Raw genomic sequence first — 17,765 nt, forward strand, 5'->3', positions numbered from 1 at the left:
CCTTCGGCCTCTGCGCGGTCGATCACGGTTTTCTGGGCGGTTTCAATGTCCATGCCGTCGAGCAGGCGGCTGTTCACCAGCTTGCCTGGGCCGGTATAGGCTTCATCATGGATCGGCGCGTCTTCATCGCCTGTGGCCGCGACAACGCGGGTGACGGGCAGTTCGTATTTGCGCGCGAAATCAAGGTCGCGCTGGTCATGCGCCGGAACGCCGAAAACCGCGCCGGTGCCATAATCCATCAACACGAAATTGGCGACATAGACCGGCAATTCCCACGAAGGATCAAGCGGATGGACCGTTTTCAGGCCGGTATCAAAGCCTTTCTTTTCCATCGTTTCGAGTTCCGCCGCTGTCGTGCCGGTTTTCTTGCACTCCTCGCAGAAATCAGCGAGCTTCGCGTCATCTTGTGCCAGTTGCCGGGCGAGCGGATGGTCGGCGGACAGGGCAATGAAGCTGGCCCCGAAAATCGTGTCGGGGCGGGTGGAGAAAACCTCTACCGTTTCAATATCCTGCTGCTTTTCGGCCAGCGTGAAATGGAATTGCAGACCCTGTGACTTGCCGATCCAGTTTTCCTGCATCGTGCGGACCTTTTCCGGCCAGCCTTTCAGGTCTTTCAGGCCATCGAGCAGTTCGTCGGCAAAATCGGTGATCTTCAAAAACCACTGGCTCAGCTTGCGCTTTTCCACCTGCGCGCCGGAGCGCCAGCCCTTGCCGTCAATTACCTGTTCATTGGCGAGCACGGTCATGTCCACCGGGTCCCAGTTGACCGCCGATTCCTTGCGATAGACCAGACCGCCCTCGAACAGGTCGATGAACAGCGCCTGTTCCTGACCATAATAATCCGGCTCGCATGTCGCGAGTTCGCGGCTCCAGTCAAAGGCAAAGCCCAGCGTTTTCAGCTGGCCACGCATGGATGCGATATTGGCGCGGGTCCATTCGCCGGGATGGACTTTCTTTTCCATCGCCGCATTTTCCGCCGGCATGCCAAACGCGTCCCAGCCCATCGGGTGAAGCACTTCAAAGCCCTGCATCCGCCGGAAGCGGGCCAGCGCATCGCCCATCGTATAGTTGCGGACATGGCCCATGTGGATACGGCCAGAGGGGTAGGGAAACATTTCCAGCACATAGCTGCGCGGTTTTGGTGACAAGTCGTCGGTTTCAAAGGTGCCACTTTCGGCCCAACGAGCTTGCCAGCGTTTGTCCGCCGATAAAGGGTTGAAACGCTGATCGGTCATGTCTGTCCTATAAGAGATTTGGCCTGCAGGGGCAGGCGAGTCATTACATTAGTTGGAAGTGATTGCGCCCCGGCGAAGGTCGCGGGCCTTGGTCAGGATGATCTGTTCCAGTTTCTGCGTGGTCGCCGCCTTTACAGGAGCCGCCACCCATGTGCCACCTTGCAGCACTTGCCGCGATGCCGCCACGCGCAAGGCGTCGGCGCGCAAATCCTGATCAAGGATGGAAACATTCAGCTTCATGCGTTCCGAAGGATTTTCCGGATTCACATACCAGTCGGTCAGGATCACGCCGCCATTGCTGTCCGTTTGTGTCAAGGGCATGAACGACAGGCTGTCGAGTGCGGCACGCCACAAATAGCTGTTCACGCCAATGGTTGTGACCTGCGATGCGGCAAGGTCGGCTTTCGGCCTTTCCTTGCTGGCACAGGCGGAGAGAACCGATACCATCGCCACAGCGGAAATACCCAGGACCAAAGGACGCATTTTTGAGGCGGATTTAGCAAGTCGGGACATCAATAAACTCCTCGTGGGCGGTCCGGCGCGCATCATTTGCAAAAGGGCGCCTTAAGCCGATAAATCTGATTTCAACGCCCTCTATAATTGCTTTGCCGCAAGGGGCAAGCCAAAGCGCAATTTTTCACTTTTGCAAATTATCGCGTGAATGATAGTTGAATAAGCCAAGGACCTATATTTTACGCCCCATATCACGGGCCTATCATAAATGATTGGCGTGGTTATCTTGCCGTTCAGCTTGCCTATGCTAAGAAAAGCCCCATGAAATCCAAAACCGTAACCGAACTGCAACACAAATCGACCAGAGGGAAAAAATTAGAGAGATTCAGCAAGTTGACTCGTGCCTTGCCAGAAAATTTGGTATAGGTTTATCGCAATAGGGGAAAGTACCGTTACAATGGAAAAAAATGGCAATATTTTAGGTTGGTTAGCAGCGGGACTCGCTGCGTCCGGTCTTGCCATAACTCCGGCTGTGGCGCGTGTTTTGTCTGAACAAACGGCAACTATGTCGTCCCCTGCATCAAATATGTTCAGTTCTTTTACGACGGCTGGTGCCGATCCCAAACTGGCGGCCAGTTTCAAGCGCGATGTTCTGAAAGATAATAAACAGTTCAAGTTCACCCCGGCGGGCGGCTCTACAAGCGGCCAACGCGCGGTGACCGTTGTTGTGCGCCAGAATATATCGAACAAAGCCATTTCCATTCGTGAAAATGTCCTGTCTGCGGCTCCCGGATCGGGTCTCTCGATCGCGGCCAAGCTGACACCGACATCTTTCAGCCTTGGCACAGCCAAGGGACTGAAAAGCTTTGCTATTCCGGTCAAGAAACTGGGTGATAACCTGCCCGACCTTTCCCAGATCGGTGCGGGCATTGCTGACGATGACAAACGCTCCGATGGCAAGAGCCGGTTCAATACGCGCCTATCGATTGATGCCAAAACGCCTTTGGGCTCCATACCCGGTGCTTTGAGCGCGAGCGAAAAAGACTATTCTCTTGATGTGGGCGGCAGCTATTCCCTGACGCGCAATCTGGATGTTACTGCCGGTGTCCGCTATAATAACGAGCGCGACCGGATGGCTCCCCTGACCGATTCTCGTCAGGATAGCCAGGCGGTTTATGTCGGAACCCAGTTCCGCTTCTAAGCCGGTCCGGCTCTCAAGCGGCTTTACGGCCACTCCCTGAATATCAAATGCTCAACCCGTCAATGGCGGCCCAGCCATGTGCGCCCAGGTCCGCCATTTTCCGGAAACGCATGGCGTCCACCCCGCCCAGCAACATGACCGGTTTCCTGCACAGGGCAACAAGTCGCCGCAGCTGTATGCGGTGCAGGGGCCGCTGTCCGGGGTGCGAGCGTGTGGCAAAAGCAGGAGACAGGAACAGCAGGTCTGCGCCATGATGGCGGGCCATCGCTATCTCGCGCAGATCATGGACCGGCGCACCATGCAGCAAGCCGGCCGTTTCATAGCCGCGGTGAGCGCCGCCAAATGTTCCATAGACACCGTCTGCGCCCCATTGGCGCGCCTCCGATGGCGACCCGGCAAGCAACAGGATATGATCGCCGCGCCTTGCCCGGTATTTGATCTGTTCAAACCGCTCCCGCCGCTTGCCCGGCGTCAGATGATAGTGACGAAATACGATACCACTGCCCCGCGGTAACGCCTTTATGGACTTTTCCAGCATGTCGTCATTACGCGCATCGGTCATCAACCAGATTTGTGGGCAGATTTGCGGGTATTGATCGGAAAACCGGGACTGGTGCATCCCATCTGCCTGCCATATAGCGGGCCAATAGCCAATTGGAATGTAAGCGGATGGATATTGATGATTGATTCAAACGAAAAGCTGAACGCCGTGCACGAACAAATAGCCAAGGCGGCCAAGCTGGCGCAGCGCAAGGCAGAGGATATCCGCCTTATTGCCATATCCAAAACCCGGACTGCGGATGAAATACGCCCCTTGCTGGATGCGGGCCACAGGCTGTTCGGCGAAAACAGGGTGCAGGAAGCGGCGACAAAATGGCCCGCTCTGCGCGAAGAATATCGGGCGGATGGTTCAGGAGCAGTTGAAGTGCATCTGGTCGGCCAGTTGCAATCGAACAAGGCGGAAGATGCGGTGCAGCTTTTTGATGCGATCCATTCACTCGACCGCCCCTCCCTCGTCAAGGCACTGGCAAAGGCAATGGACAAGCAGGACCGGCGGATCCCCTGTTTCATTCAGGTGAATATCGGGGAGGAACCGCAAAAAGGCGGATGCGAGATTGGCGATATCGCCAGCCTGCTTGAAACAGCGCGCTCGGCTGGAATCGAAGTGCCGGGCCTGATGTGCGTTCCGCCCGCTGAGGTGCATCCGGCCCCCTATTTCGCCCTGCTGTCCAAGTTGGCCAAGGATAATGGTCTGTCGGAACTCAGCATGGGCATGTCCGGCGACTTTGAAACCGCGATCAAACTGGGCGCAACATATATCCGGGTTGGCACCGCCCTTTTCGGGGAGAGAAAGTAGCGTTACTGATATCGCTTCATACAGATCATATTGAACCATCATGCTGAACTTGTTTCAGCATCCATCGTGCCTTTTCAAACGGCGCTAATTGGGTCACGATGGACCCTGAAACAAGTTCAGGGTGACGAATTAGAGGGATGACGAGAGTGATAAACCAATGCTCACCATCAAATAACAAACCTGCAAAAAACTAGACTTCGCTTTTCGCCCCGTTATCCTTGTCATTCTTCTCCGCATCCTTGGCAGCGCGGTCTGCCTTGCGCTCTTCGGGTGTATCGGGCGCTACAAAGCTGATGACAATGTCCCCCTCTTCAATGGTCGGCCTGGCTTTGGAGGAAAAGAACAGCACCCGTTCGTCTTTCTTGAACACGGCGACAGGTTCTTCATCCTTATCAAGATTTTTGCGATATTCCTCGGCAGTGAAAATATCCGTAATGTTGGTCTTGCTAAACCGCCAGCCAGCGCGCTCGCGGTCTATCACGCTGTTAAAATCGGCGCCCGATTCAAACAATAACCGGCCATGGCCGACCCTGTCATTGGTTTTAACCCGGCTGTCACCGGCCAGCCTGGTAATATTTTCAAATCCCATTTCCGGGCCAAGGTCAGCGGCGATTAACCGGTTCTCGCTGTCATTGTCCGTCGCGACTATCATATGCTGGAATTTGCCAAGCTCGATATTGTCATTATGGGCCTCATCCAGAATGTCGCCTTGATACGCTTCCAGTTTCGCGCCGCGGGCCTGCCGCAAAGCGAAGGTGCTGGTGTCCGCAATCAGCACATCGACATTCAGCGATTTCAGGATCTGGCCAAGCCCCACGGACCATCTGGTCGAACCGACAATCAGCACGCCCTTGCCCTTGCCTTCGTTAATACCCAGTCGCTCGGCCAGCCAGTTGGCGGAAAAGCTGTGGGCAAAGATTGTCGAGATAACAATCGCAAAACTGAGCGGGACCAGCGCTTCGGCCCCCGGCAATCCGTAATCGGACAGGCGGATGGCGAACAGGCCGGTTATGGCCACCGCAACGATACCGCGCGGTGCGATCCATGCGATGAAAATCTTCTCCCGCCACGATATCGAGCTGAACAACAGCCCGACCAGAACGGACACTGGCCGCACCACAAACAGTAACAAGAGCAGGAAGATGATGAATTGCGGCCGGAATTGCTGAACCGTTTCCCAGTCCAGTGTTGCCGACAGGATGATGAAGACGCCGGAAACCAGCAAAACCGACAAATCTTCCTTGAACCGGTAAAGTGCTTGACTGGAATGGATCGGACGGTTGGCCAGAAACACACCCATGACCGTGACGGTGATAAGGCCGGTTTCATGCATGATAAGATCGGCCGTGACAAAGCCGGTAATCACGGTGACCAGCAAAATCGGTGCTTTCAGATATTCCGGAACATGTCCGCGCGGGAATATCCATGTAATGGCAAAGCCCAAAGCCGCGCCGATCAGGGCAGCCACAAAACTGGCGGCCAGCACGTCCATGCTTATGGCCGCGATATTGGCGTCGGCCCCTTCATAGGTGATATAGGCATAGATTCCCACAGCCAGCAGCGCGCCGATCGGGTCGTTGACAATGCCTTCCCATTTCAAGACATTGCGGACACGCGATGGCACACGCAATGTCCGCAGCATCGGGCCGATGACCGTTGGGCCGGTGACAATCATGATACCGCCCAGCAATGTCGATATTTCCCATGACAAGCCTGCGCCATAATGGGCGGCCGCCGTGCCCAGCGCCCATGCGATGGGCCCGACGATGAAGATCATCATGAAAACCGCTCCGCCCGCCTGGCGAAGCTCACGGAAGTTCAGGCTTAATCCGCCCTCGAACAGGATGACCGCAACGGCCAGTTTTATGATCGGTTCCTGCAACGCGCCAAAATCGCGCTCGGGATCGATTATTCCCAGAATTGGGCCAGCGATAATACCGACAATCAGCATCAGGGCGATAGCCGGGCGGCCCGTTCGCCATGCAACCCATTGTGCGCCGATACCGAGCAGCCCGATAAGCGCAATTTTCACCATCAGCGAATCAACGATAATCATCTATAATCTATGCCGTTTCTTTATAATTTATGCAAAAACCATCTGATTCATGCAAATTGCTGACTTGGCAACGGATCATCCGGCCTGCTGGCCAAAATGGTGAATCGCTTCTGTTACAGCGCTGTAAACCGTGGATAGCTGTTCATCGGTGATGCAATAAGGCGGCATGATATAAATGCTGTTGCCTAGCGGGCGCAGCAGGACATTGCGCTCGGCGAAGAACCGGAGAAGTGCCGGGCCCAGCGCCGACATGTAATTGCCGCCGCTATCATCCATCTCAAACGCCAAAATCGTCCCGCATTGCCGCACCATTGAGATATTCGCCTGCTGTCCAAGCCCCCGCGCAAAATCACGGTGGCGGGCGATAATATGGTCTATCCGCTGCTGAACCGGCTCGTCGCGCCAGATTAGCAGATTGGCACTGGCCGCGGCGCAGGCGATGGGGTTGGCGGTGAAGCTGCTGGAATGGAAAAAGGTTTTCGACCTGTCTGTGGAATAGTGGGCGTCATATATCGGCGCGCTGGCCGCTGTAATCGCGAGCGGGATCACGCCGCCGGTGAGACCCTTTGCCATGCACATGATATCGGGAGTGATCCCCGCCTGTTCGCACGCAAAAACGGTTCCGGTGCGGCCCCAGCCGGTCATGACTTCATCGGCAATGAACAACACGTCATGCGCGCGGCAGATACGGTGCATCTCGGCAAACGTTTCGGGCGAATAGATTTTCATACCGCCTGCTCCCAGAATCAGCGGTTCGACAATCAATGCTGCGGGGGGATTATCCCGGTCGGCGCAATAAGCGGCCAGTGCGTCGAGAGAAGCCTGTTCGGCGCCCTCCTGAGGAAAGGGGATCGAACCCACATCAAAAAGCAGAGGCGCATAGGCATTGTTGAACACGCCGCGCGCGCCAATCGACATCGCGCCGATAGTGTCGCCGTGATAGCTATGCTCCATCACTAATATCCGGTGGCGCGAATGTCCCCGGTTGTGCCAGAAACCGAGCGCCATTTTCAGGGCGACCTCGACCGCCGTGGAGCCGCTGTCGGAAAAGAAGATATGATCGAGGCCAAAGGGCAAAAACTCTGACAGCCCTTCGGCGAGCTGGCGCGCGGGTTCGTGCGTCCATCCGGCAAAGATAATCTGGTCCAGCTTTGCGCTCTGCTGCTGTATCGCGCTGACGATACGGGGGTGGCAATGGCCGTGGGTCTGGACCCACCAGCTGGATATGGCGTCGATAATCTCGCGGCCGTCATCGGTGTAAAGGCTCGCGCCCTCTGCCCTGACGATTTCGGGAATCGGCTCGCCCAGACCATGCTGGGTGAAAGGATGCCAGATATTCGCGCTCATAAGGCAAAATCCGACACATTAAAATGGGTTTGAAACGCGGACGAAAGAGCCTGCGCGGACAAATCGGCAATAATCGGCAAGCGGCCAAGCTGTTTCACTTTGCCGATGCGGCAGATGGTGTCCTGACTGTCTTTTATTTCATCGCCAATAAAGGCAATGCCGTGGACAGGAACGCCCCGACTGCGCAGCGCCTCTATGGTCATCAGGCTGTGGTTGATCGTGCCGAGCCTAGTCGATGCCGCGATGATGACGGGCAATTTCCACAGCGCGAACAGATCGGCGAACAGCAGATCATCATTCACCGGAACCAGCGCCCCGCCGGCCCCTTCGATCACCAGAGCGCCAGTGACCTGCGGAATGGCCAGATCATTGGCGGTGATGGTAATGCCTTCTTTCGCGGCGGCAAAATGGGGGGAAGCGGGGGTTCGCAAACGGAAATACTCGCTCAGGATTTTATCAGGACCGACGCCGCTTAGACGCAGGACTGTCTGGCTATCTGTTTCCCCGTCAAGACCGGCCTGTACCGGTTTCCAGTATGACGCGCCAAGCGCTCCGGTCAGCGCGGCGGCAAAGACGGTTTTGCCGATGTCGGTATCGGTGCCGGTGACAATATATCTGCCGCTCATGCAGCCTGCCCCATTTGCCGGGCCTCATCCAATATGTCGGCCAGCGCGTGAATATCACCCTCTGATACATTCAGCGTGAGCGACAACCTGAGCCGCGCTGTCCCTGCCGGAACGGTGGGCGGGCGGATGGCGCGGACATCAAATCCGGCTTGCTGTATATGCACGGCCATCTGCATTGCCGCCTTGTCATCGCCGATGATGACGGGGAAAATCTGGCTCCCCGACCGCGATGCGGGGCAAAGCGGCCCCAGCCGGGATTCGGCAAGCCTGATATGATCCTGCAACCGGCTTTGCAGCGACGGGTTTTGCGCGACATATTCTATCGCCTTTTGCACCAGATGGGCGGTCAGCGGACTTGGCGCGGTGGAAAAGATAAACGCACGGGCGCGGTTGATGAAAAAATCGCGCAAGACATGGGGCAAGGTGACCAGACCGCCCTCCCCGCCCAAAGCCTTGCCACAGGTGCGCAGGATGATGAGATTGTCTTGCTGCTCCAACGCGTCGGACAATCCGACGCCGCGTTCACCGAATACGCCCACGGCATGCGCTTCATCCAGGATCAATATGGCGTCATGCCGTCCGGCAATATCGGCCAGTTCGCGCAGCGGCGCCTGGTCACCGTCCATGCTGTAGAGGGTTTCTGCGGTGATCCAGATCATTCCTGTCCCGCCGCCGCTGCGATAGGCTTTGATCCGGTCCGTCAGGTCGTCCAGATCATTGTGGCGAAAGCTTTGCGTTTCGGCGCGGCCCAATCGCATGCCGTCATGGCAGCTCGCATGGACCAGCGCGTCATAAAGAACCAGATCGCCCTTTTGCGGCAATGTCGAGAACAGAGCGAGGTTGGCCGCATAGCCGGTGGAGAAAAACAAGGCCGCCTCTGCCGCGTAATGGGTAGCGGCAAACTGCTCCAGCTCTTCATGTTCGGGATGGTTGCCGCCCAATAGCCGCGACCCGCCGGAACCATGCGCGATACCGCTGTCGAGCGCGGCATGGGCGGCTTGTTTCAGGAATTCGCTATTCGCCAGCCCCAGATAGTCGTTGGAGGAAAAATCCTTGCCCGGCGGGATGATGAGGGAGCGCTTTCGACCTGCCCGGTCAAGGGCGTCTAGTTGCTGGTGAAACGGATCGAATCTGGTCATGCCGCGCTGTTAGCAGGCACTTATTGAATATGGCCAGCGGGAATGGTTGGAATTTATGACCGTGCACGACTATATGCGGGCCATGATGGAATCAGAATCTACTTATAAAGTCGCTGCGCTCTACCATTTTGCTGTGCTTGATGACCCCGCTGCCCTGAAACCGGAAATTCAGGCGGCCTGTGATCGAAATGGCATTAAAGGCACTATTTTGCTGGCTTCGGAAGGGATTAACGGCACGATTGCCGGTACACCCGCCGGGATTGACGCGGTGATCCGCTATTTGAAAGAGCTTCCCCCGTTTGCCGGGTTGGAAGTCAAATATTCCGCCGCCTCGGAAATGCCTTTCCTGCGGATGAAAGTGCGGCTGAAAAAAGAAATCGTGACCATGGGCGTGAACGGCATTGATGCTGCGCGGGCCAAGGGGGATTATGTCGATCCGCAGGAGTGGAATGACATGATTGCGGACCCGGACACGATCGTCATCGACACGCGCAACGCCTATGAAGTGGCGATTGGTAGTTTCGAGGGTGCGATCAATCCGGATACCGAGACTTTTCGCGAATTTCCGGCCTGGTTCGATGATTTCGCCCGGCAGTTGAAGGAAAAGGCCGAAAAACAGCCCAGAATCGCGATGTTCTGCACCGGCGGGATACGATGCGAAAAAGCCACGGCCTATGTGAAGGCACAGGGTTTCGATGATGTCTATCACCTGAAAGGCGGCATTTTGAAATATCTGGAAAATGTGCCGGAGGAAAATAGCAGCTGGAACGGCGATTGCTTTTTATTCGACCAGCGCGTGGCGGTCGGGCACGGCTTGAAAGAAAGCGATTATGACCAGTGCCATGCCTGCCGGATGCCGCTGAACGCAGAAGAGCGGGCGTCGGACAAATATGTGCCGGGCGAAGCATGCCCCCATTGCTATGACACGCGCACCGACGAACAGCGGCAAAGATACCGCGAGCGCCAGCGTCAGGTGGAAAAAGCCCAGCAGGAAGGCCGCCAGCATCTGGCTCAAAAAATAGAGTCTGTATGAACGCCCCGGCGATAGAGGACAGTTTGCCGATTCTTTATAGTTTCCGGCGCTGTCCCTATGCCATGCGGGCGCGAATGGCCTTGATGATAAGTCCAACGCCGGTGCGCCTTCGTGAAGTGGTGCTGCGCGACAAGCCGGCGGAAATGATCGCGGCATCGCCCAAGGGAACTGTTCCGGTGCTGGTGGTGGATGAGGAAGCGCGCATCATCGACGAAAGCCTTTCGATCATGCATTGGGCGCTGGAACGTGCGGACCCCTATGGCTGGCTGGAAGACAAGGCGGCCAGCGCGGATTTGATTGCCGAAGCGGACAGCGATTTCAAAGCCAATCTTGACCGCTATAAATATCCCACACGTTATGATGACGTGGACCCGGTAGCGCATCGCAGCGCGGGACTGGAATTTCTGGTGACGCTCGACAGAAAGCTTGCGGAAAACGGCCAGTTGCTTGGCCCACAGCCCCGCTTGGCAGACTATGCGATTTTTCCGTTCATCCGGCAATTTGCCAATAATGACCGCAACTGGTTTGACGCGCAGCCTATACCGGCGTTACAAAAATGGTTGGCAGGACATTTGGAATCCGATCTGTTCGCTGCCGTGATGACAAAATATCCGCAATGGAAAACCGGTGATCCGGAACCGATATTCGCAGGATAGACAACCGGACGAATGAAATGAAGGAGGCCCGATGAAGACCCTATTAATCATGACCGCACCCTTATTATGCCTGTTATCCGCTTGTAGCGAAGAAGCAGATGCGCCGGTTCGCGAAGACGCACAGCCGGAAAATGTCGAAATGCCGCCGCAGCCCGACATTTCCCAGCCGATGACGGATGACATGATGACCGAGGAAGAGGCCGATGCGGCGCTGAACGAGCTGGAAGCCCAGCAAAGGGCGCTGACAGACGGAGCTGAAACCGGTGAAGCCGAAACGGGCGCCGAATAGGCTTAGGATCCAAGCCGGCTGCTGAAATTGTCATAGCGATGGCGGACATCTTTCGGCAACAGGAAGTGGATTTTCCGGTTCTTGAAATCGATGGCGACCTGATCGAATTTTCGCAGGATGTCCATCCCCAGTAAAAGCGCCGGTTTCCTGGCCATGCCAAAGCGTTTGAATGGCGGCGCATCGGCAAAAGCCAGAGGCAGGTTGTCAAACTGTGCCCGGCCAATGCGAAAATCCCGTGCGACGCCAAATTTTATCCCCAGCTTTTCGCCCGTCACCGCGATCACGCTATTTTCCTCGCCCAGTTCTTTGGAGCGCTGGATCAACCGTTTTTGCAGGACCGGATTGGCGATGGAAATCTGTGCGCCGGTATCGATAATCACGTTCACTTCTAGCCCGGAAATTGTCGCTTCCGTAAAGACCAGCTGACCCGAACGCCGCCTTGCCGTCACCACGATTTCGCGGCGCGATGACATTTCCAGCGGTTTTTGCGTATGTTCAATCGTGATTTGGTTGCTGGTAAAATCAAACAATATGCGCTGGTCTTGCAGGCTATCGAGTCCCAGGATCCCGTCCGCACCGATATGGTGGGCGAGCAGGACCGGCGCGATCAAACTGCCATGGCTGGTCGCGCCAAGGGTTAATTCGGGGACATAGACCATATCAACAATGCTGCTACCGGCGATGCTCATCAACTGGGCCGGTTCTTCGGCGCGCAGGTCCAAATCTGTCGCCAGTTTGCGGGACAGGACCGTCCGTTCTGCGCCGGTGTCGATGACAAAAGAAAACGGCCCGCGCCCTTCTATGCTGACGGGAACGGTCATCCGCTGCGCGCGGTCTTTGTCAATCGCGACAATCTCTCCCTCTGGCCTGGTCAGGCTGCCGGGTTCAACCGTCTGTCCGAGCGGCACCGGATAGGCCATAGCCAGAACGGCTGCGACGACTGTGCCAAGCGAGCTGGTTAAAAAGACTGGCATACTACTCTCCGGATATTTCTGAACCAGATGACTGCCATCGTAATGACGATGGCAATGGGTCCGAATATCTTTAGAATCATTTTACCACTAAAACGGCTTTTTCCAAAATTATATCATTTCGCCGTCTTCATATTATTGTGTCCAAATCAATATTTCTCACTATGATAGCAAGCACATATGAATGAATCAGAGCGCCCCCAATATGGTATAGAACGGCTGTTTGTGCTGGCGCTGCTGCTTATTATCACGCTGGCCTTCATCTTGCTGGTCGAACCGTTTTTCGGCGCGATCCTTTGGGCTGTTGTGGTCGCGGTCCTGTTTCAGCCGGTTTACAGAAAAATATTGCGCTGGCTCCCTATGCGCAGCAATATTGCGGCCACTTTGACGCTGATCCTTGTCATCTTGCTGGTCATCGTTCCTTCAATCCTGCTGGGCATCGCCTTGGTGGGAGAAGCCACCGACGCCTATGCGAGCATACAGGCCGGGGCGATTGATTTTGGCGGCTTCTTTGTCGACATTCAAAGCCGGTTGCCGGATTGGCTGCAAAGCCAGCTTGCGAAACTGGGCTATGGTGATTTTGCAACCTTTCGCCCCCGGATAGAAGAAGCGCTTGGTAAAAGTCTGGAATTCATAATCTCTCAGGCATTTAACGTCGGCCAAGGGGTGTTCCGGCTGTTGCTGGCGCTTGGCGTAATGCTGTATCTGACCTTCTTCCTGCTGCGCGACGGGCGCGGGCTGGTCGAGAAAATCGGTGAGCTGGTCCCGCTGTCACAGAACAAGAGCCGCGTTTTGAGTGAAAAATTCCTGGTCGTTATCATCGCGACGATCAAGGGCAGCTTTATTATCGCCTTGATGCAAGGGGCTGTTGGCGGGATTATATTCTGGGCGCTGGATATTCAGGGCGCGTTGCTGTGGGCGGTGTTCATGGCCGCCTGTTCCCTGATCCCCGCTATCGGAACCGGCTTTGTGTGGGTTCCTGTCTCGATCTATCTGCTCGTCACCGGTTCGGTCTGGGAGGGGACGGTGCTGCTAATCACGGGGATTTTCATTATCAGCATGATCGACAATCTGGTCCGTCCGATACTGGTCGGCCGGGACACGCGCATGCCGGATTATGTCGTGCTGATCTCTACCCTGGGCGGGCTCAGCATGTTCGGCTTTAACGGCATTGTCATCGGCCCGCTTGTCGCGGCGCTGTTCATCGCGGTCTGGCATATGTTTGCCGAAATGAACAAGCCGGAAAGAGCGCTGCAAAGCGCCGAATAGAGGGTTTTTAATGCCCCGCAGTTTCCCCGCGTTTCAACCCGCTCGCGGCCAGTTGCTCGTCAATTTGGTCCATGAGGCGCTTTAGACCGACTTCGGTCTTGGCTTCGGCCCGCGCGACCAGAACATCCTGTGTGTTGGATGCGCGCAGCAGCCACCACCCGTCCTCGGTATTGACGCGCGCACCATCGGTATTGTTCACATCGGCGCCGCTCGCCTGCAAGCGTTCCAGAATTTCGTCGATCACGGCAAATTTGCGGGCTTCGTCAACCTGAAACCGCATTTCCGGTGTGTTGATCATCTCTGCCATGTCGCTGCGAAGCTGCGTCACGCTCTTTCCGATATTGGTCGCGGCCTGAATCAGGCGAACCGCAGCATAAGGGGCATCGTCAAAACCGTAATAATCATGCTTGAAGAACACATGCCCGCTCATTTCCCCTGCGAGCGGTGAAGAAACTTCCTTCATTTTGGACTTGATAAGACTGTGCCCGGTTTTCCACATCAGCGGCTTTCCGCCCAATTCGGCGATCCTGTCATAGAGCGCCTGTGAAGCCTTCACATCGGCAATAATCGTCGCGCCGGGTTCGGATTTCAGCACGTCTTCGGCATAGATCTGCAGCAACTGGTCGCCCCAGATAACACGTCCCTTGCCGTCAATCGCGCCAATGCGGTCGCCGTCACCATCGAAAGCCACTCCGAAATCGAGGCTTTTGTCCGCGACAAGTGCCTTGAGGTCGGCAAGGTTCTTTTCCTCCGTAGGGTCGGGATGATGATTGGGGAAAGTGCCATCAACCTCAGTATAAAGAAGATGATGTTCACCGGGCAGCAAAGCGGTGAGCTTTTCAATGACCGGCCCCGCGGCACCATTGCCCGCGTCCCAGCCGACTTTCATCGCGTCCCCGGTGAAATTCTTCACCAGCCGGGCGACATATTCGTCCATGATATCAACGCGGTCGATGGTTCCGATGGAATCGTCTGCCGCCGCTTCCCAGTCGCCGCTGGCCGCCATCGCGCCGAGTTTTTGAATGTCTTCGCCAAAAAACGGACGTCCCTGAAACACCATTTTGAAGCCGTTATAATTGGCGGGATTATGGCTGCCGGTTATCTGGATGCCGCCTTGAACCTGATCTAGCACGCATTCGGCATAATAGAGCATCGGCGTTGGCCCCATGCCAATGGAAATGGCATCCACGCCGGCATCGTTCAGCCCTTCGATCAACGCGTCTTCAAGCACCGGGGAACTGGTTCGTCCATCATAGCCGGTTACAACAGCCGATCCCCCTGCCCGTGCGATCAATGTGCCAAAGCCCCGGCCAATGGCATAAGCGTCATCATTGCCAAGTGTTTCACCGATAATGCCGCGAATATCATATTCCCGCAGGCTGGTTGGATGAAATTCGTGGGATTGCTGTTCGGTCATGGTGGTTTCCTTTGGGGGCGGGATGTTGAATGTCGGTTTTGCCACAGTGAATGGACAGATCATGGCTAGTGGTGCGTTAATAGAATTTCCGCCGGGTTAAATCCAGCCTGTTCAGCCACCCTGTTCCGTTCTGGTGCCGGATAGAGCGGAGAATTCAGTGATGCGCCGTCTGCGCTTCTTCCAGCAAAAGATCGCGGGCGCGGTTTATCTGCCGGGCCAGATTTTCATCGCCGCCGCGGTCCGGATGATGCGTCGTCAGGTGCAAGCGCCACGCAGCATTGATTGCGGCCTTGTCAGCGCCTTTGCCGACACCCAGTAAAGACCGCGCCTGTTCCAGTTCCAGGTCATCCGGTCTTGGTTTGGATTTGGGACCAGATTTAGAATTGCCTCGCTTACCGGCTTTGCCGATACCGAAAATCTTTGTTCCGCTCCATGCCATTGCGGCTGCGATCACACCGCCGCCGACCAGCCAGTTTCCGCCGCGGCATAAATTGACGCCGATCAGGGCAACCGCCACGGCGAGCCAGTCATTTGCCCCCATGTTCTTCGCCCGGCCCGACAGGATGAGGGCCGCGATCACCGCGCCGCTCAATACCAGCATGAACGTCATGGTTCAGGCAACAAGCTGTGGCTTGCCAAAGGCCGGTTGGCCTCCTTCCGGTTGCGGCAGGCCGAGATGTTTGATCAGCTCGCGCAATTCCTGACGCGCCGCAATATGGCTGGTGGCAAGCCGGCCCAGATGTTTCTTGTCTAGCATGGTCAGCCCGGCGGGGAACAGCTCACGGAAAATGACTCGCTCACCCAGCCCCGGAATCACGCGGAAACCCACGCGCTGCGACAATTCGGTCAGGGCGGTGATAACGCGCTGCATATTATGTGCATCAACATGCTGCGTGCGGTTGCGAAGGACGACCCAGTCAACGCTCTGCCCATCGGCTTTGGCGCGGGTTTTGCGCGCTTCCCAGATCAGTTCGGCATAGAAGCTGAGTTTGCTGACCTTGAACGTTTCGGGATCAACCTGCCCGATCAGGTCAAAATCGACAAAGCTGTCATTTATGGGCGTGACCAGCGTATTGGCCCGCGTCGCCACATAGCGGGCAAATTCATCATCGCGGCCCGGTGTATCATAAAGCAGAAAATCGACGCCGTGGCTCATTTGCTCGATCAATTGTTGAAGCTGCGCGACATTTTCGCCTTGGAACACTTCAAAAAAAGGTTGTGGAACCTCAATATTCAACCGCTCCATCGTGGCCTTGCGGTTTTCCAGATAGCGATAGATTGTCCTTTGCCGCGGATCGAGGTCAATGACCCCGACCTTGTGCCCCTGATAAGCCAGCGCCACGGCCACGTGCACGGCGGTCGTGGACTTGCCGGTTCCGCCTTTTTCATTGGCAAAGACTATATGATGCGCTTTGCGGTCGGCCATTTGCTTCTTTACCCCTATGTCGGCGATTGTGCCCTCTGACGGGTCTTAACCCATTAGGCGCTGCTAATTCAAACGCCATTTGCATAAAAGCCGCGCGAAAATAACATGGCGATCAACTTTAGGCGGATATGCCCTTTTCCTGTTAGGAACCCCCTTTCCCGTTAGTCCTGAGCGTGTCGAAGGGCGCCTTGAGTCTTGATGATCTGGAAACACCCTTCGACAGGCTCAGGGCTAACGGAAGAACGATAGGTTCAGGAAAGAGAGGTCAAGACACACGGGAAAGATGATTATCCGTGAATCCGCTTCAGCGCGCTGTCCATCTCCGCTTGAATGTCGTCAATCAGACTCGCTGCAGCCGGGATGCCGGTAATCAGCCCTATGGACTCACCAATGCCGATATGGACCCGGTTATAATCATCATTGCGAACACCCTCTCCATAATCGGCGCGGGCCTTTTCGGGCGCATTTTTCAAATGGTCGATGCGATCTTCCCACTCGCGGTGAATATCATTGCGGATCGCCCGGAAATCAAAAATTTCGGGCCAGTTTTTCCGCCGCAAAATATCAAAGACCGCACTGCGCGCTGTGCCATCGCCATCGCTTTCGACCACAATTTCCTTGGCCTTTGGCGCGGCGAGACATTCTTTGGTGGCCCACAAGCGTGAACCCATCATGACGCCATCTGCTCCCAGTGCCAGTGCGGCGGCAACACCGCGGCCATCGGCAATTCCGCCTGCGCCCAGCAAGTATGTTCCCGGCGCGTGGGCGGCAATCCAGTCTGCCGCTTCGGGAATGAATGCGAATGTTCCCCTGCCGCTATCCTGTGTTGCGCCGTGGCCGCCAGCTTCGGTCCCCTGTGCGACAATGATTTTTGCTCCCGCTTCGATGGCCAGCGGCAAATCTTTCAAGCTATGGATCTGGCAAATTAAGGCAGCGCCCGAACTCACAATCCGTTTGGCAAAGGGCCGGGGATCGCCAAAAGACAGCATGATGGCCGCAGGCTTGTGATTGGCGATCAGCCAGTCGAGCGCGGCGGAATTCTCGGCCAGTTTCCAGCTAATGAACCCGCAGCCAAGCCGCCCCATGGCGGCCGCATCACCGCCGATGGTATCGATCGCAATTTGATATTCCCTGGCAGTCCATTCCAGATCGCCATAGCCGCCGCCGACCAGCCCCAATGTTCCGGCCCGCGCACAAGCCGATGCCAGATCACCGCCAGCCGCCAGTGCCATGGGGGCAAGGGCCAGGGGGATTTTCAAATCGAAATGCTCGGCAAAGCCCGTCATTGTC

Annotated in this window: 18 protein-coding genes; 6 read left to right on the plus strand and 12 right to left on the minus strand. The window is 56.1% G+C overall.

Annotated features, from left to right (window positions below; all coding sequences use genetic code 11):
- Together leuS and VIN76_RS14830 are read right to left on the minus strand one after the other, a co-directional pair.
- The coding region (gene leuS / locus VIN76_RS14825; RefSeq protein ID WP_332042642.1) for a leucine--tRNA ligase at positions 1-1,235 on the minus strand (1,235 nt) is incomplete at its 3' end.
- 48 nt (positions 1,236-1,283) lie between these two features.
- Entirely contained in the window at positions 1,284-1,682 is a 399-nt protein-coding gene (locus tag VIN76_RS14830) for a DUF3576 domain-containing protein (protein WP_414696381.1), read from the minus strand.
- A gap of 592 nt (positions 1,683-2,274) precedes the next feature.
- On the opposite strand from VIN76_RS14830, the gene VIN76_RS14835 reads away from it, so the two are divergent.
- Positions 2,275-2,889 carry a hypothetical protein gene (locus VIN76_RS14835; RefSeq protein WP_332042643.1) on the plus strand — a complete coding sequence of 205 codons (615 nt, stop codon included), beginning with the start codon at positions 2,275-2,277 and terminating at the stop codon, positions 2,887-2,889.
- A gap of 43 nt (positions 2,890-2,932) precedes the next feature.
- Here the strand turns inward: VIN76_RS14835 and VIN76_RS14840 are convergent, their stop codons facing one another.
- Complete coding sequence (locus tag VIN76_RS14840; protein WP_332042644.1) at positions 2,933-3,508, minus strand: thiamine phosphate synthase; 576 nt, start codon at positions 3,506-3,508, stop codon at positions 2,933-2,935.
- Between the two features lie 60 nt (positions 3,509-3,568).
- On the opposite strand from VIN76_RS14840, the gene VIN76_RS14845 reads away from it, so the two are divergent.
- A complete protein-coding gene (locus tag VIN76_RS14845) occupies positions 3,569-4,246 on the plus strand; it encodes a YggS family pyridoxal phosphate-dependent enzyme (RefSeq protein WP_332042645.1) in 678 nt (225 codons plus the stop codon).
- A gap of 190 nt (positions 4,247-4,436) precedes the next feature.
- Here the strand turns inward: VIN76_RS14845 and VIN76_RS14850 are convergent, their stop codons facing one another.
- The 4 genes from VIN76_RS14850 to VIN76_RS14865 form a co-directional block, all read right to left on the minus strand.
- On the minus strand, positions 4,437-6,302 hold the full coding sequence (locus tag VIN76_RS14850; RefSeq protein ID WP_332042646.1) for a sodium:proton antiporter: 1,866 nt from the start codon (positions 6,300-6,302) through the stop codon (positions 4,437-4,439).
- 75 nt (positions 6,303-6,377) lie between these two features.
- Positions 6,378-7,649 carry an adenosylmethionine--8-amino-7-oxononanoate transaminase gene (locus tag VIN76_RS14855; RefSeq protein WP_332042647.1) on the minus strand — a complete coding sequence of 424 codons (1,272 nt, stop codon included), beginning with the start codon at positions 7,647-7,649 and terminating at the stop codon, positions 6,378-6,380.
- Positions 7,646-8,275 (minus strand): dethiobiotin synthase, encoded by a 630-nt coding sequence (bioD, locus tag VIN76_RS14860; RefSeq protein ID WP_332042648.1) that lies wholly within the window; start codon positions 8,273-8,275, stop codon positions 7,646-7,648. Before bioD ends, VIN76_RS14855 begins: the two co-directional genes overlap by 4 nt.
- Positions 8,272-9,414, minus strand: a complete 1,143-nt coding sequence (locus VIN76_RS14865; protein WP_332042649.1) for an 8-amino-7-oxononanoate synthase — start codon at positions 9,412-9,414, stop codon at positions 8,272-8,274. Before VIN76_RS14865 ends, bioD begins: the two co-directional genes overlap by 4 nt.
- A gap of 55 nt (positions 9,415-9,469) precedes the next feature.
- Between VIN76_RS14865 and VIN76_RS14870 the strand changes: the two genes are divergently transcribed.
- The 3 genes from VIN76_RS14870 to VIN76_RS14880 are packed head-to-tail and all read left to right on the plus strand — an operon-like array spanning position 9,470 to position 11,392.
- On the plus strand, positions 9,470-10,447 hold the full coding sequence (locus VIN76_RS14870) for a rhodanese-related sulfurtransferase (RefSeq protein WP_332042709.1): 978 nt from the start codon (positions 9,470-9,472) through the stop codon (positions 10,445-10,447).
- Positions 10,444-11,103, plus strand: a complete 660-nt coding sequence (locus VIN76_RS14875; RefSeq protein ID WP_332042650.1) for a glutathione S-transferase — start codon at positions 10,444-10,446, stop codon at positions 11,101-11,103. Before VIN76_RS14870 ends, VIN76_RS14875 begins: the two co-directional genes overlap by 4 nt.
- Positions 11,104-11,134: 31 nt before the next feature.
- A complete protein-coding gene (locus tag VIN76_RS14880; protein ID WP_332042651.1) occupies positions 11,135-11,392 on the plus strand; it encodes a hypothetical protein in 258 nt (85 codons plus the stop codon).
- Positions 11,393-11,394: 2 nt separating this feature from the next.
- On the opposite strand, the gene VIN76_RS14885 is transcribed toward VIN76_RS14880, so the two are convergent.
- On the minus strand, positions 11,395-12,366 hold the full coding sequence (locus tag VIN76_RS14885) for a retroviral-like aspartic protease family protein (protein WP_332042652.1): 972 nt from the start codon (positions 12,364-12,366) through the stop codon (positions 11,395-11,397).
- 177 nt (positions 12,367-12,543) lie between these two features.
- On the opposite strand from VIN76_RS14885, the gene VIN76_RS14890 reads away from it, so the two are divergent.
- Complete coding sequence (locus VIN76_RS14890; RefSeq protein WP_332042653.1) at positions 12,544-13,632, plus strand: AI-2E family transporter; 1,089 nt, start codon at positions 12,544-12,546, stop codon at positions 13,630-13,632.
- Positions 13,633-13,639: 7 nt separating this feature from the next.
- On the opposite strand, the gene pgmG is transcribed toward VIN76_RS14890, so the two are convergent.
- The 4 genes from pgmG to VIN76_RS14910 form a co-directional block, all read right to left on the minus strand.
- On the minus strand, positions 13,640-15,049 hold the full coding sequence (gene pgmG, locus VIN76_RS14895; protein WP_332042654.1) for a phosphoglucomutase/phosphomannomutase PgmG: 1,410 nt from the start codon (positions 15,047-15,049) through the stop codon (positions 13,640-13,642).
- Between the two features lie 154 nt (positions 15,050-15,203).
- Positions 15,204-15,659, minus strand: a complete 456-nt coding sequence (locus VIN76_RS14900; RefSeq protein ID WP_332042655.1) for a molecular chaperone DnaJ — start codon at positions 15,657-15,659, stop codon at positions 15,204-15,206.
- A gap of 3 nt (positions 15,660-15,662) precedes the next feature.
- The gene (locus VIN76_RS14905; protein WP_332042656.1) at positions 15,663-16,475 is read right to left on the minus strand and encodes a division plane positioning ATPase MipZ; all 813 of its coding nucleotides are present in this window, start codon (positions 16,473-16,475) and stop codon (positions 15,663-15,665) included.
- Positions 16,476-16,762: 287 nt separating this feature from the next.
- Positions 16,763-17,761: a nitronate monooxygenase gene (locus VIN76_RS14910; RefSeq protein ID WP_332042657.1), complete on the minus strand. Its 999-nt coding sequence runs from the start codon at positions 17,759-17,761 to the stop codon at positions 16,763-16,765.
- Positions 17,762-17,765 lie beyond the last annotated feature (4 nt).

The sequence above is a fragment of the Parasphingorhabdus sp. genome (genome assembly GCF_036568145.1).
Taxonomy (GTDB): Bacteria; Pseudomonadota; Alphaproteobacteria; order Sphingomonadales; family Sphingomonadaceae; genus Parasphingorhabdus.